General features: G+C 39.2%; 17 protein-coding genes. 6 read left to right on the forward strand and 11 right to left on the reverse strand.

The annotated features are described in order from the left end of the window. Positions 1 to 24: 24 nt before the first annotated feature. The 11 genes from MURRU_RS05670 to MURRU_RS05720 all read right to left on the reverse strand — a co-directional run bounded on the left by MURRU_RS05670 (position 25) and on the right by MURRU_RS05720 (position 9,721). Positions 25 to 2,706, reverse strand: coding sequence for a carboxypeptidase-like regulatory domain-containing protein (locus MURRU_RS05670; RefSeq protein ID WP_014032475.1), 2,682 nt, complete (start codon positions 2,704 to 2,706; stop codon positions 25 to 27). Between the two features lie 41 nt (positions 2,707 to 2,747). Then, complete coding sequence (locus tag MURRU_RS17325; RefSeq protein WP_014032476.1) at positions 2,748 to 3,509, reverse strand: GLPGLI family protein; 762 nt, start codon at positions 3,507 to 3,509, stop codon at positions 2,748 to 2,750. A 126-nt stretch (positions 3,510 to 3,635) separates the two neighbouring features. Next, positions 3,636 to 3,836 carry a hypothetical protein gene (locus tag MURRU_RS05680; RefSeq protein ID WP_014032477.1) on the reverse strand — a complete coding sequence of 67 codons (201 nt, stop codon included), beginning with the start codon at positions 3,834 to 3,836 and terminating at the stop codon, positions 3,636 to 3,638. A gap of 321 nt (positions 3,837 to 4,157) precedes the next feature. Further along, positions 4,158 to 4,862, reverse strand: coding sequence for a GLPGLI family protein (locus tag MURRU_RS05685; protein ID WP_014032479.1), 705 nt, complete (start codon positions 4,860 to 4,862; stop codon positions 4,158 to 4,160). A gap of 14 nt (positions 4,863 to 4,876) precedes the next feature. Next, entirely contained in the window at positions 4,877 to 5,614 is a 738-nt protein-coding gene (locus MURRU_RS17330; protein ID WP_083816274.1) for a GLPGLI family protein, read from the reverse strand. A gap of 66 nt (positions 5,615 to 5,680) precedes the next feature. Next, complete coding sequence (locus tag MURRU_RS05695; RefSeq protein WP_014032482.1) at positions 5,681 to 5,893, reverse strand: hypothetical protein; 213 nt, start codon at positions 5,891 to 5,893, stop codon at positions 5,681 to 5,683. Between the two features lie 229 nt (positions 5,894 to 6,122). Continuing rightward, entirely contained in the window at positions 6,123 to 6,842 is a 720-nt protein-coding gene (locus MURRU_RS05700) for a GLPGLI family protein (protein WP_014032484.1), read from the reverse strand. A gap of 59 nt (positions 6,843 to 6,901) precedes the next feature. Continuing rightward, positions 6,902 to 7,102 (reverse strand): hypothetical protein, encoded by a 201-nt coding sequence (locus MURRU_RS05705; RefSeq protein WP_014032485.1) that lies wholly within the window; start codon positions 7,100 to 7,102, stop codon positions 6,902 to 6,904. A gap of 282 nt (positions 7,103 to 7,384) precedes the next feature. Continuing rightward, complete coding sequence (locus MURRU_RS05710; protein ID WP_014032486.1) at positions 7,385 to 9,052, reverse strand: glycerol-3-phosphate dehydrogenase/oxidase; 1,668 nt, start codon at positions 9,050 to 9,052, stop codon at positions 7,385 to 7,387. Between the two features lie 3 nt (positions 9,053 to 9,055). Further along, on the reverse strand, positions 9,056 to 9,364 hold the full coding sequence (locus MURRU_RS05715) for an antibiotic biosynthesis monooxygenase family protein (protein WP_014032487.1): 309 nt from the start codon (positions 9,362 to 9,364) through the stop codon (positions 9,056 to 9,058). Beyond that, positions 9,365 to 9,721, reverse strand: coding sequence for a hypothetical protein (locus MURRU_RS05720; protein WP_014032488.1), 357 nt, complete (start codon positions 9,719 to 9,721; stop codon positions 9,365 to 9,367). A 60-nt stretch (positions 9,722 to 9,781) separates the two neighbouring features. On the opposite strand from MURRU_RS05720, the gene MURRU_RS05725 reads away from it, so the two are divergent. The 6 genes from MURRU_RS05725 (at position 9,782) to MURRU_RS05750 (ending at position 14,577) form a co-directional block, all read left to right on the forward strand. After that, on the forward strand, positions 9,782 to 10,312 hold the full coding sequence (locus MURRU_RS05725) for a CvpA family protein (protein WP_014032489.1): 531 nt from the start codon (positions 9,782 to 9,784) through the stop codon (positions 10,310 to 10,312). A 188-nt stretch (positions 10,313 to 10,500) separates the two neighbouring features. After that, entirely contained in the window at positions 10,501 to 11,013 is a 513-nt protein-coding gene (locus MURRU_RS05730; protein WP_014032490.1) for a CAP domain-containing protein, read from the forward strand. Positions 11,014 to 11,118: 105 nt separating this feature from the next. Continuing rightward, entirely contained in the window at positions 11,119 to 11,661 is a 543-nt protein-coding gene (locus MURRU_RS05735) for a 3-hydroxyanthranilate 3,4-dioxygenase (RefSeq protein WP_014032491.1), read from the forward strand. Next, positions 11,658 to 12,032, forward strand: a complete 375-nt coding sequence (locus MURRU_RS05740) for a DUF1304 domain-containing protein (RefSeq protein WP_014032492.1) — start codon at positions 11,658 to 11,660, stop codon at positions 12,030 to 12,032. Before MURRU_RS05735 ends, MURRU_RS05740 begins: the two co-directional genes overlap by 4 nt. A gap of 70 nt (positions 12,033 to 12,102) precedes the next feature. Next, positions 12,103 to 13,656 carry an L-piperidine-6-carboxylate dehydrogenase gene (gene amaB, locus MURRU_RS05745; protein ID WP_014032493.1) on the forward strand — a complete coding sequence of 518 codons (1,554 nt, stop codon included), beginning with the start codon at positions 12,103 to 12,105 and terminating at the stop codon, positions 13,654 to 13,656. A gap of 363 nt (positions 13,657 to 14,019) precedes the next feature. Further along, a complete protein-coding gene (locus MURRU_RS05750; RefSeq protein WP_041801352.1) occupies positions 14,020 to 14,577 on the forward strand; it encodes a hypothetical protein in 558 nt (185 codons plus the stop codon). The last annotated feature ends 15 nt before the right edge of the window (positions 14,578 to 14,592 follow it).

Here is a 14,592-nt window from a genome sequence, read left to right on the forward strand (position 1 = left end):
ATGATATTTTATCAAATGGTCTTTCTAAAGCTTATAAGACACCTTAAACATCACAATCCTTGGCATTATGGCTGTGGATTGGTCACTGATCAAAAAATCGGAAAAGGAATTTTGCCTTTTAAACCTTACATCAAAAAGGTTGTTTACCGAGATTTCAAATCCCCAGGGGCTATCTTCCTTTTGGTAAAACAGTGATGCGTTGGCCACATCAAATACATTGGTCAGGTTTTGTCCTTCATTGGAATATTCCGTTCGCTCATAATCTCCCTTCAAATAAAAATCATTTAAAAACACATAATCCAGATTTGCGAAGATACTTGAGTTGGTAAAGGTATTTTTATTTGTCGATGTGGTATAGACCGATGGTTTGTGTGTATAACCCAGCTCAACGTTGGGCCATTTATCGAAAAGGGTCTCTACCTTACCTGTGGCAGAAATGGACCGAGAAAGGTTTTTGGAAACATTGTCGTTCACCAACTGGAAAAACTCGTTATAGCTCCCCCTACTTTCCAAACTGAGCTTAATCTTGTTGATTCGCTTCCCAAATCTAAAATTGGTGCTTAAAGAATTTTCAGGCTGGTTGAACATCGTATAGGTCACAAATTGATTTATCCCATCCAAGACCGTGGTGTTTTTTACACTTTGTGTTCTTTTGTTATAGGTCAATCCTACATTCAGATTCAAACCTCGGAACAGACTGAACTTATAATAGCTAAGGGAATAGGAATGGTTTCTTCCATTTTGTAAATCGGGTGCACCCAACCCTACGGAATTAAAGGATCTCAACATAAAATTGGCTCCCAATTGGTCAATGGTCGGGAATTGCATCCGCTGCCTGTATCGAAATCGTATTTTTTCACTACTGTTGAATTCTGCCTCTGCATCAAAAGCAGGTAGCAGAACTTGGGTGCTGTTGTTTACCGAAAGTCCTTCTTGCTCATTGTCCCAGATGTAATTGTGATAAAACAGTCCTGATTTCACGGTGAAAATACCTGCCAAGAATTTATATTCCAGCCCCAGAAATGTATCATTGAACCGATAATCAATAGCATTTCCAAAGCCATTATCTGAAAAATCATTTACGTTTCCATTGGTGAGTTGTTGTATTTCCCCACTTGTGAAATCATCGAACCGTAAATTGGTGCCAAAGGTGGTATAGATATGATTAAAGTTGTTGAGCACCCAATAGTCTTTCAATACCAAATCAAAAGATACAGTTTGGGTTTCTTTTTGCTGAAAAACTTGATAGGAATCGTCTTCTTCCAAAGGAATTAAACCTTGCAAAAATACTTGGTCGGTTTCCCAAGCGTTATCTGGATTATTTTTTTGAAACACCACGGAAGTCTCCAGACTTAAGGTCTGGGCTCTTGAAAATCGTTTGCTGTATTCAACATTCTGCTTTAGCTCTAGTGCCGAAACATCTTGAAGGGTATTGAAAAAACTGTTTTGATCTTCACTCTGAGTCAAAATGATGCCGTCGCCCTTGTTTTTGGTGAGTTTTGCAAACGAATTTAACGTTACATTCTCATCGCGGTTGGGTTCGTGTTCCACGGTCGCTTTCCCGATCAAAAAGAAATTGTTGTAATTGTTGCGTTCCGTTCTGTCCTCGTTCAAGAGTCCATCGGAGTTGTTGTAGATGTTCAAGGTGTTGGATTCCGTTTGTGTATCGCTGCTGTTTGCTATCACGTAACTGTTGATGTCCGTTTTGGATGAAACCGTCTGTCTTAGATTGAATGCCCCAAAGCGATTGGTGTTCGCCCTAAAATCCGTATTGTTCAAAAATTGGGAAAAATCGTCCCTGCTCAACGAAAAGTAGCCGCCAATATCGTCCATAAGCTTGCCAAACCCTCCGTTGAACTCCAAGTAATCTGTAAAGGAGAAACTTTTGACCCCAATGTTGTTCAGGTCCGCAATAAAATTGACATTGGTCTTGGGGCTGTAATAAAATAGATTGGGATGTACCAAGTAACGATCTTTGACTCCGCCTCCTGCTTCCATATCGCCAAAGGCGAATTTCTTTTTGTCTTCTTTAAGTTTGATATTAAGGGCCAACTCATCGGAATCTTGAAGCCCTTTTAAAAACCCAATTTTGTTGTAGTTGTCCAACACTTGAACCTGATCTACAGCATCGGCCGGGATGTTGTTTACTGCGAGTTTGCTATTGCCCGTAAAAAAGGTCTTGTCCTCAACAAGCACCGTGGTCACTTTTTTGCCCTGTGCGGTCACATTGCCTTCGCGGTCCACCTCTATGCCCGGTAGTTTTTTGAGCACTTCGCGCAGTTTGCGTTCCTCACCCGTAACAAAGGCATCGGTTTGGTAGGTTATGGTATCCTCTTTTACTTCTATGGGAATTTTGTATTCCAATACCACCTCATCGAGCTCATCAGGTTTGGGCAGCAATAATAAGTCCTTGGTTTCATCTTGGGTTGCTGTATAATCAAAAGAAAGTTTTTGGTAGCCGAGATAACTAACCTCAATGGAATAGGCCACCTCTTTTTTCAAGCGCAGGGTATACCCGCCCTTATCGTTGGTGATGGCAAATTGGGTACGCTCATCGGCATTTTTGGGGAAGGCCAAAATATTGGCATTGACCATTGGTGTTGTGGTGGAACTATCCAATACAGTGCCACTTAGGGCTACTTTTTGTCCAAATAAATTGGTGATGCTAAAGAAAAGGATACCGATAAACAGGAATAGTCTTTTCAAAAAATTTGTAGCTGTTAAGGAATTATTAAAATTAATGATAACTAAAACTTCGAAATATTGAAGAACTCTTTTGCCTTTTTCTCCACTATACTGTCATATTCCTTTTCAGTAACCAGTTTTCCATTTTCTTTTTCTATATAAAAAGGAGGCTCTTTTCTGGCATCAATTTCTTTGGCCTCTAAACTAATTTTGCCGTTGTGTAATTCCAAAATAATCCCCGGAAGCCCAAAATAACCTGCTGGACCATAAAAACCTGGTAAATCAGGTGAAAACCAAGCAACCACATCAGATGTAAAAACTCCTTTTGGATTTATTATGGTATCGACCGTAGTGGCCTTTATACATTTGTATTTATCCACGTATTTGAAATCCTGTGAATGTATTTGCCATTTTTTTGGTTTTATTTTTACCTTAAAATATGCTCCTGAAAATTCTCTCATATTTAGATATATTGAGTCTTTTTGGTTTATATAAAAAGTACCTCTAGTCCCTCCATATGACGAAGCAAAGTTTCGCGTTGCATTTGTACCAGAACCTATTGTCAATGATTTTTTTTCTTGAAAAAGAGAGTAATCTCCCCATATTTTTAAAACATAGGTCAAATTTTTCACATCTTCCGATATAATTTCATTGAACTTCCATATCATGCTCTTAGCTTTACTAGATTTAGTTGTATCAATCAATTTATCCGTCTTTTTCACATAATATACATGAATTGGAGCTTGAGATTGTGACCACATTCTTTGATATATTGTAAAACTCGCAATCAAAAAGAAAATATTAACTAAAGGTCTTAATTTCATTTTATAAGTATTGAAAATTTTATTTTAAATCAATTCCAATAGAGGCATAAGATAATTTAGTTAGAATGCCTTATTCCCTTAAGAGAACAAGGCATTCCATATAGATGATTAATTATTGACAACGTCTTACATCATCTGAATGGCTTCACATGTTTCGTAAACGGCATAGGCTGCATCATATGCTTCGTTGATTAACATATCAGATTCCAATGCGGCTTCCAAGACCGCAGACGCAACCTCGTAACAATCCGCTTTTACTTCATAGGTTCTGTCGCTTATCTCTTTATCGTCCATCTCATTTCCAAAGGACAGACCAAAAGTCAACATGGCTAATAACTATAGTGTTTTCTTCATTTTTAATAAAATTTAGGTTAAGAATCATTTTTACTTACTACTCGATTTGCGCAAAATATAAGATTGGCATGAAGCTATGTGAAAATTATCTTTCAAAACTATCAGAATCCACGGACGCTTCTTTTGGATTGACGGATGGTGGTTTTGAATTGATAGATGACAACCTGCATACTTAAAAAAAATCTCAAAAAAAAGAATGCCTATTTTAAGAAGGCATTTCACTGAAACCGAATCTTTAACTTTGAGCAATCCGTATAGTTCTTATTTACATTAATTAAAAGTCGCCTTTCTCTACTATTGTTTAAATTTTTCCCGTAATTTTTCAAACTCTTCTTGAGTTATTATGACTCCTTTTTTAGGTTTAACTATTTTATAATCGGATTGGTTCAATGAAATTTCTGTAGCACTGTATGTGCGCTTATCATCAGTCAATTCCAAAATTAATCCTGGTAGACCAAAAAAACCAGATGGCCCATACGAATATGGAATTTCTGGACAGTACCATGCGATTACATTTTTTTTAAAACTTCCTGCATCGTTTTCAATTGTGTAGTATGTAGTCGCCATATAACATTTATATTTCCCAATCATTTTTGAGCTATTGGATAGTTCCCAATTAGGCCTGTTAATTGGAATAAGAAAAGTTTCTCCGTAAGCCACTTCTTGCTTTAGAAATTCTTCAGTTTCTAAGTTGAGATAGAACTTTTTCATACCCCCCAACATTACTTTGGCAATCTTGGTTTGAAAATCATTAGTTCCCATCCCATCCTTCATTTCGAAAAAAGCCTTTCCCTCATTAAAGAATAATTCAAAATCCATTGGATTATTTTTAATAGCTTTATTTATAGCGTCAAATTGTTTATCCTCTTTGCTTGCACTATTTTCTAATCGAAATTTTGAGGTTGCTTTATAAATGATTTTACCAGTTTGTGCTTTTGTAGAAAGCACCATTGCAAAAAAGAAGAATATGTTTAAGTGTAAAATGGTTTTCTTTTTCATGGCTTTCTCAGTTTTTACCACCCTCTATCCAACTGCGCTTTAATCTTATCACCTTCTTTTTTGTATTCCTCCTCCGTCATGGTTTCGATATTGGTTGGCCAATCTATTTTTACCTCTTTTTTGGGGTTAAGCTCAATTTTGCCAGCGGTGTAGGTGGCTATGGGCAATTGTAGTTCCAAGATTAGGCCAGGAAGGTTTCCCACATAATCCACTGGGCCAAAAGAAACAGGGATTTCAGGGGTGTACCAGGCTATAGTATCTTCATTTAACCCAGTGTTGGATTTATCAAGAATTGCTTTATAGCACAAGAACTTACCAATTTGTTTCTGCTCTTTGGTCAATGTCCATTCAAGTCTTTTTATATTGGATTTCACATTATATTGCTTGCCTCCATAAGAAGTTTGTAGGAGTTGCATTCTCTTGGTTAAATCTGTGTAATATACACCCTTGGAAGTTAGGGATTTTACATGATCGTCCAATATGTCTATATCAGAAATACTGAGTCCTCTTTGATGTTGAAAAATGCTACGTCCTTTGTTAAAGATAAGTTGTAATTGTACATTTTTGGCCGCATCAGCGGTCATTCTAAACATCCTCTTCAATTCTGGCGACGCTTTTCCGTCTTTTACACCATCTTTATAAAAACCCTCCATATTTACATTATACCAAACTTTTCCATGAGCTATCTGGGCTGACAGAAGATTAGTTGCTAATAAAGCAAAACTCAAATAAACTAAAATACATTTCTTCATATCCTTTTCTGTTGAAAAGTATGCCCGAAAGAAAATCAGGCATACTTATAATTGATTAAAAAAATGTTAATTCATTGCTGCTTCACAAAGTGCATAAGCAACCTCAAAAGCCCTTCCTGCTTCGAAGCCATCTCCTCCTGTCTTTTCATAGACATGATCAGCATAATCAAATGCCAAATCTTCACAGTCCACAGGTATTTCCGGTGTTGCTGCATTTAAACTACTAGAGGCAAAGCCAATAGCAAAAACAGTGCTCAATAAAAAAATCCTTTTTTTCATTTTCAAAAAATTTAATAGTTAAAGAATTTGTTTCTCCTAACTATTTCAGCGCCGAAAATATAAGATTGGCATGAAGCTATGTGAAAATTATCTTTCAATGCCCTCAAAATCAATGGATGCCCCTTTTGAGCTGATGGATGATGGTTTTGAATTGCTAGATGACAATGAGCCCACTAAAAGTAGATGTCAAAAAGCATCCCTTAATTAGGTGAAATTATCCAATGATTATTTATCCACCCTGCTTTTTGATTTTTGCCATATTGGCGTCCAGCATCTCGAAATACTTTTCAAAAGTCATTTCTTTTGAGCCTTTTGGGAGCTTGATATCAACATCTTTTTCTTGTATTTCTTTGAGCTTAAAAACGACCTTACCTCGATACATTTCAAGTATAAGACCGGGAAGGCCATTATAACCCAAAGGGCCGAAGGAATAGGGCAGTGTTGGTGCGAACCACGCTTCAATTTCTTCGAGATAACTCCCCAACTTTCTTGTTGTGGTGGCTTTTAGCACTTTGACCTCCCCAATTTGTTTTGACTCGTTGGTAATCTCCCACTTTATATGTTCATCCAATGTCAACACCATGGAAGGGTCTGTGTTCAACAATGCTATACGTTTGATGGGGTCGCCCGTTTTTGTGTGCCAAACTTCGTTTCCAGAGCAGAATCCCGATGCCAATTTATACATCATCGGGTTGATATCATCCCTCACCAATTGTTCGGATTGTTTAAAGATGGATTCATTACCATCGATCAATAATTGAAATTCAAAATCAGACATGACCTCGGCTGCCATACTTGCCATGGTTCTCGTCTGTTCATGTTGCATTTCACTCAAATCAAAGTTTGATTCGACAGCATAGGTGATTTCAAAGGATTCTTGACCAAAAACAGCCCCAACAACTAAGAAGAAAAAGAAAATTATAACCCGTTTATATTCAAATAATCTCATAAAAATAAAGGGGAGACCACATAATCTCCCCGATTTTAGTTGTTAACATTCATTTTCAATTACCAATCGCAACCACACTTCTGATAGATACACCAATTATACGCAAGTGCAAATAAATCAGGCCGGTCTGCTGTCAGTTCAGATGCAATACTGACACATGATTCAAATGCAGTTTCTTCGTCTATTACCGTTTTTGCCTCCGCATTCATATTTGTTGAGAAAGCAAGAAAAAATATGAGTATTCCAATAACTTTTTTCATGATTTATAAGATTTATGAATTAATAGTTTTGTTTCTCCTACCTAATTCAGCGCCGAAAATATAAGATTGGTGTCAAGCTATGTACAAATTATCTTTCAAAACTCTTTAAATCAATGGATGTCCCTTATAAGTTGACAGATGATGGTTTTGAATTGACGGATGGGTAATTCTGAGATTTTTTTTAACGAAAAATCGTGTCGAGAACTGGAAATCGACAAAATCCCATAGATTTTCTTCGAATTGATAGATTTTGGCAAAGAAAAATATAGATGACAGGTTGGATTAACCCCGCTCCAACGAAAAATCAGAATGCTCCTTTAATTGCGCTTCCAATGCTTTGGAAAAGGCTTCCATTTCTTCTGCTGAATAGTTGTACGCTTTTTGGAATTCTTCAAAAACAGGTTCTTTGTATTTTCGAACGCTGTCAATATCAAAATAAAGCCTGCCTGTTCTTCGAATAAAAAAGTCCAATGGATTCATCGCCATTTCATGGGCTATGGCGAATTGCGCCTCGGCCCTAATCATCCTTTCCTTGGGTTTATCTCCTTTAATATTGGCATATAGTGCTAAAATGGATTCGGTTTGCTTACCATAAGTGGTCACCAAATACCAAGCATCATATTTGGTAAATCCATCGGCTTGTAATCGCTCTTGTACCTGGCCAATATATTTTTTTACGTGTTTGAACTTTTTAAAATCGTTTCCACAAAGTGGAATCTTATCTGTAGTACAATGCTTTAGTTCTATATCGTGGTCTTCCTCCATTTTTTTGGCGATGCGGTTCACCGTGCGCTCGGCCATTTTTCGGTAACCGGTGAGTTTACCCCCAGCAATGCTCACCAAACCTGTATCGGAAGTAAAAATTTCATCTTTTCGTGATAGCTCGGACGCCGATTTTCCTTCTTCGTGAATCAAAGGGCGCAATCCTGCCCATGAGGAAATGATATCGTCCAACTCCAATTCAATATCGGGGAACATATTGTTCACCGCGGAAACCAAGTATATGGCATCGGCAATATCGGTGGTCACATGGTCCTTGTCCAAATTATAGTTGGTATCGGTGGTACCAATGTAGGTGACCTTACCGCGTGGAATTGCAAACATCATCCTGCCATCAGGGATATCAAAATATATGGATTGCTTCACGGGGAGTTTTTCTTTTGGAAACACCAAGTGAACACCCTTGGTCAAATGCAATCGCTTGCCCTTTTTGGACTGGTTCACGCTCCGGAGTTCATCCACCCAAGGTCCGGCCGCATTGATCACATATTTTGATGAAACACTATACTCATCCCCAAAGGCTTCATCGGTGAATTTTACGCCAGCCACTTGCTCATCCTCATAAATAAAATCGGTGACCTTGGTATAGTTGAACAACTGCGCACCAAATTGAATACTGGTTTTTAGGTTTTCCAAGGTAAGTCTAGCGTCATCGGTACGGTACTCGGCATAATATCCTGCTCCGTTCAAAATCTTCTTGGGCAAAAGGGGCTCTAACTTCATGGCTTCCTTTTTCTCCAGCATTTGCCGTTTATCATCACCGGAAACCTGGGCCAGAATATCGTATACTTTCAAGCCGATGGAAGTCAACCATTTTCCGTAGGAACCACCCTCGATAAGTGGGAGCAACATCTTTTCGGGAATTACCAGATGCGGGGCCAATTTATGTACGATGGCCCTTTCGGAACCTACTTCTTTCACCAACCAAAAATCGAACTGTTTTAAATAACGTAGCCCACCGTGAATAAGTTTGGTGGATTTGCTACTGGTGCCCGAGGCAAAATCCCCTTTTTCGAGCAAAAGCACCTTCATGCCGCGAGAAGATGCATCCAGAGCTATTCCTGCTCCTGTGATTCCACCACCAATCACTACAAGGTCGTAAGTATCCTTGGTAATCTTTTGCAGGTTGTTCTTTCTATCTACGTTTGAAAAAGCAATGTTCTCGCTCATGTTTTATTTGTTGAATTCGTATTCGCGTTCTACCCTGCAAATCCTGACCTTATACCAAGAATACCAAGTTTTTATTCCATTTTTCTGTGCCTGTTTATGGTCCATGTTGGCTTTCCAGTCGGCAATGGCCTCCAAACTTTCCCAATAGCTCACCGTAATGCCCAATCCATCTCTGGCACTTTCAATATCCAAAAACCCCGGTTGTTTTCGAGCCAGGGTTTCCATTTCTTCCGCCATTTTCGCGTAACCTTGGTCGCCTTCAGTCCTGAGACTGGTGAAGATTACGGCATAGTATGGTTTTTTAAGCTCCATTTATGTGATGTATTCTTTTTCCAAGAAATAATTGACCACGGCTTCTTTCATTAAAACAGCCTGTTCCCCGGCCTTAAGCGATGGCAATTGCTCTTTTATTTTATAGTGCGGCCATCCGTCGTCATCGAAAAAATCAAAATCGTAATAGCCATAGGGTTCCAATAATCTACAAATGGCTATGTGCATTAGGTTGACTTTTTCATCCTTTTTAAATTTGCGATGAAAATTCCCCAGTTCCTGTACGCCCACCAAATAAACAATTCCATCCAATTCCAACGGGTCGCCATCAGAAAATTGTGCGGATAATTTTTCCACCAAATATTCCCATCGTTCCTTTAATTGTTCGTCTCTTGACATGTGATTTGATATGAATACCAAAGGTACAAATCAATATTCTATATTTGTTAAAACCCGCGTATGAGCTTTTTGGATATAATCATCGGAATTCTTTTGGTCTGGGGCCTTTACAAAGGCTTAAAAAATGGCCTTTTTGTTGAGCTGGCCTCCTTGATTGCCCTGATTGCGGGAATATACGGCGCCATCCATTTTTCGTACATAACAGGCGATTACCTCGCCGAACGGTTTGACTGGAGTGACCAGTACCTGAAAATTGCTGCATTTCTGATTACTTTTTTCGCCATCATTATTGTAGTGAACTTGGCGGGAAAATTCCTGACCAAGATTGCCGATTTTGCCATGCTGGGCCTATTGAATAAAATTGCTGGGGGTATTTTTGGCGCCCTTAAAGTCGCTGTAATTCTTGGGGCATTTCTTATCTTCTTCGAAAAGCTTTCCTCCCCCCTCGGATTCATTAATGAGGAAACCAAAGAAGAGTCCGTTTTCTACGAGCCCATCAAGGAAATAGGTGCCTTGGTTTTTTCCTATGTTTTTGATGATGAAGAAAACAATCCTTCAAACCAAATCGAGGCGAAGGAAGAAGTTATATAAACGGTACACTTTTACCGATAAAAGGATTTGGGCTTCATCAAAAAAACACTATTGAATGCAGCTTCCTGTATTTCAACGTAATAATCTGTCCTAACATGGAAATTTCATGGAAAAGGGAAGTGTCTCCTTTAGTTTAGCAACGAGAACACTTGGGAATTTAGAACACTCCCTGAAAAATACCCCGAAAAATGAAAAAATTCTCTAGCTTAACGCTGGTATTGGTCTTTTTATTGCTGCTTGGCAGTTGCAGCGACTCTTCAACAGAAGAGTTTGAACAAATGTACTCTGAAACCAATCTTGAAAACCAAAAGGTCACTGTTGATCCCAACAAGATGGAAAAACAACTATTGGGCCTAATCAACGAACATCGAACATCGATAGGATTGAGTTCTTTGGCAGATAGTGCCCCAGCTTACAAATATGCAGAGGAACACAACGATTATATGATTTCCAAAAACAGCTTAAGTCACGATAATTTTGAGGCACGGGCCACTAAGATTGCCGATGAAACCAACGCCCTAAAAGTATCTGAAAACGTAGCTAGATATTATACTACTGCCGAAAAAACATTAAAGGCTTGGGTAGAAAGCGACTCGCACAGAAAAGCATTGGAAGGAGACTTTAGCCACTCAACCCTGAGTGTTCAATTGGATAAAGATGGGAGACCATACTACACACAAATTTTTATCAAAGTGGAGTAGTCACCCAAAAACATATAAGAAAGAGACCCGCCGATCAGCGGGTCTTTTTTGTTAATTGCTATGTTGCCAGCAAGGTTTTTTTTACCTTTCGTAAAATCTTTGAACATGGCAATACAGGAACCTTTCAACCTTAATAAATGGATTGAGGAAAACCGAGAAACCCTAAAACCCCCGGTCGGGAATAAAAACCTTTACAAAGAGTCTGGCGATTATATTGTGATGATCGTTGCGGGACCAAACGCCAGAAAAGATTATCACTACAACGAAACCGAAGAGCTTTTTTATCAGCTTGAGGGTAATATAGAAGTGCACATTCAAGAAGATGGTCAGAAAAAGACTATGAAACTAGGGCCTGGTGACATGTACCTTCACCCCGCTAAAGCGCCCCATTCACCTGCCCGCCAAGAAGGTTCCATTGGCTTGGTCGTGGAACGCAAACGTGCAGATCTTGATGCTGAAGATGGCTTACTTTGGTTCTGCGACAACTGCAATAACAAATTGTATGAGGTTTACTTTAAACTGAATGATATTGAAAAAGATTTTTTAGGGCATTTTAAGCACTTTTACGGTTCGGAAGAATTGCTCACCTGTGATAAATGCGGAACCGTTATGCCCGTTGATGAACGTTTTATAGCCAAAGAAGAATGATACTCCTTTTAGCAAAAATCATTATCGGAATTGTGGCTTTGCTCCACATCTATTTTCTGCGGTTGGAAATGTATGCTTGGACGACAAAAGCAAAAAAGGTATTCCGTACTTTTCCCGAAGAACTGTTTGAGCCCACAAAAACATTGGCAGCCAACCAAGGCCTCTACAATGGCTTTTTGGCAGCAGGTCTTATTTGGTCCTTGATCATTCAAGATTCGCAATGGCAAGTTTATGTTGGACTCTTCTTTTTGAGTTGTGTAGCCGTGGCAGGTATCTATGGAGCCATAACGGCATCAAAAAAAATATTTGCGGTTCAGGCACTTCCGGCCCTTATAGGAATTATTCTTTTGTTCACCGATCTATTCCTGTAAACCGTTTATCCTCTGCAAGATTATTCGTAATATTGTAAAAATATAACAATTCACTACTAAAAAGTTATAAATGTCAAAAACAGCAGCTGCTTTTGGAATTGAAGAAGCCTTAAAAGAACTTGGCTTAAACGAAATAAATAATGGTACTTCCACAGGAAAAGATTGGTTTTCCAATGGAGATATCATCGAATCCTATTCACCCGTAGATGGTGCGCTTATTGGAAAAGTGAAGGCCACTACTAAAGAGGATTACGAAAAAGTAATCACTACAGCCCAAAAAGGATTTAAAACTTGGAGGACAATGCCTGCCCCTCAACGTGGTGAGGTAGTTCGCCAATTTAACGACGAGCTTCGTCGTTTAAAAGAACCTTTGGGCAAATTGGTGTCCTACGAAATGGGGAAAAGCTACCAAGAAGGTTTGGGAGAGGTACAGGAAATGATAGATATCTGTGACTTTGCCGTAGGCTTGTCCCGTCAATTGCATGGGCTTACCATGCACAGCGAACGTCCCGGACACCGCATGTACGAGCAATACCATCCACTTGGTGTTGTGGGGATTATTTCTGCCTTCAATTTCCCTGTGGCCGTTTGGTCCTGGAACACGGCTTTGGCTTGGGTTTGTGGTGATGCCTGTATTTGGAAAGGCTCAGAAAAAACCCCGATGACCTCCGTAGCTTGCCAAAACATTGCGGCTCGTGTGTTTACCGAAAACGGAGTGCCAGAAGGTATTTCTTGTTTGATTACCGGCGATTATACGGTAGGTGAATTTATGACCAATGACGAACGTGTTCCATTGATTTCGGCCACTGGCTCTACCCGAATGGGGAAAATAGTCGCCAAAACTGTTGCGGGGCGCCTTGGGAAATCCCTGTTGGAATTAGGTGGCAACAACGCTATTATTGTAACCCCCGACGCCAACATAAAAAACACCGTAATAGGTGCTGTATTCGGTGCAGTGGGTACATGTGGACAACGTTGCACCTCTACACGTAGATTGATTGTCCATGAAAATGTGTACGATAAGGTAAAAAATGCCATTGTAGATGCCTACAAACAAATACGCATCGGAAATCCCTTGGACGAGAACAACCATGTTGGACCCCTAATAGATAAGGATGCTGTAAAAAATTATTTAAGCGCCTTGGAAAAAGTTGAAGCCGAAGGCGGAAAAGTTTTAGTTGAAGGTGGTGTATTGGAAGGTGAGGGCTACGAAAGCGGTTGCTACGTAAAACCCGCTATTGCAGAAGCCGAAAACCACTTCGATATTGTACAGCACGAAACCTTTGGTCCCGTTTTATATATTTTGAAATATAAAGGTGACCTTCAAAATGCTTTGGACATGCAAAATGGTGTTAGGCAGGGACTATCCTCTGCAATTATGACCAACAATCTGCGGGAAGCGGAACGTTTCCTTTCCGTAGAAGGATCGGATTGTGGCATTGCCAATGTTAATATCGGTACTTCCGGAGCTGAAATCGGTGGAGCCTTTGGTGGCGAAAAAGAAACCGGTGGCGGCAGGGAAAGTGGTTCGGATGCTTGGAAGATTTATATGAGAAGACAGACCAACACCATTAATTACACCACCGAATTACCGTTGGCACAAGGCATTAAGTTTGACCTATAAAAATAAAAAGCCGCCCATTTAGTGTTTAACCTAAATGGGCAGTCTTTAAAACCAACTTAACTAACTCAAACTTAACTTTAAAACCCTATTTCAATGCCGGATCTTCGTCGGGAGAAACAGGGTTCTTCACTTAATATTGATTCTCAAATTTCTAAATATTTTATCAAGAAATTAAAAGGTATCTTACAAGTGGTCATAAAAAATGTATAATCGGTAATTTTTGTTTTGTTTTTGGCCTTTGATTTTTCCTACAAAAACCACTTTTTTTCAGAAATCCCTCAATTTTCTGTGGTTTAATTTAGAATTTTAAGATTTTTTTAATATTTTAAATGAGCAGTCTCTACTGTTTATTTTGTGTAAAATATGGATTGGATAAGTTCTACAATGTGGTATTGGATTGTTTTGGCCATAACGGGAATCATTTCTGGGATTCTTGGTTATTTTTTTGGAAAATCCAGCACACCCTCAGCAGCCGAAAATTCAGTTCAACTCAATATCCTTGAAATTGAAAACGCCAAGTTAAAATCTGACCTGGAAACTTGTAGAAAAAGACTGGATACATCCAAAGCAGAGCAACTAAACTTTAAGGGGGATAAAAGGCCTCCAAAAAAAGACGTTTTCTTCTTTGATGCAAATAGGGCAAAGACAGCTTTTGGGGAAAAAATAAAAGAAAATGATTTAAAGCTTGTTGAAGGTATCGGCCCAAAAATTGAAGCCCTTTTTCATAATTTCGACATCAAAACATGGAAGGATTTGGCCGAAACTTCCGCGGACAAATGCCAAGAGGTGTTGGATTCCGGCGGTAAGCGCTATCGCATCCACGATCCCGCCTCATGGCCCATGCAAGCAAAAATGGCATACGAAGGCCATTGGGAACAGTTGTTCGAGTGGCAGGAAAAACACCGTGCCGGCAAATATTAATGTAATCGGCCAGAC

Origin of the sequence: Allomuricauda ruestringensis DSM 13258, from assembly GCF_000224085.1 — a bacterium.
Classification (GTDB): Bacteria; Bacteroidota; Bacteroidia; order Flavobacteriales; family Flavobacteriaceae; genus Flagellimonas; species Flagellimonas ruestringensis.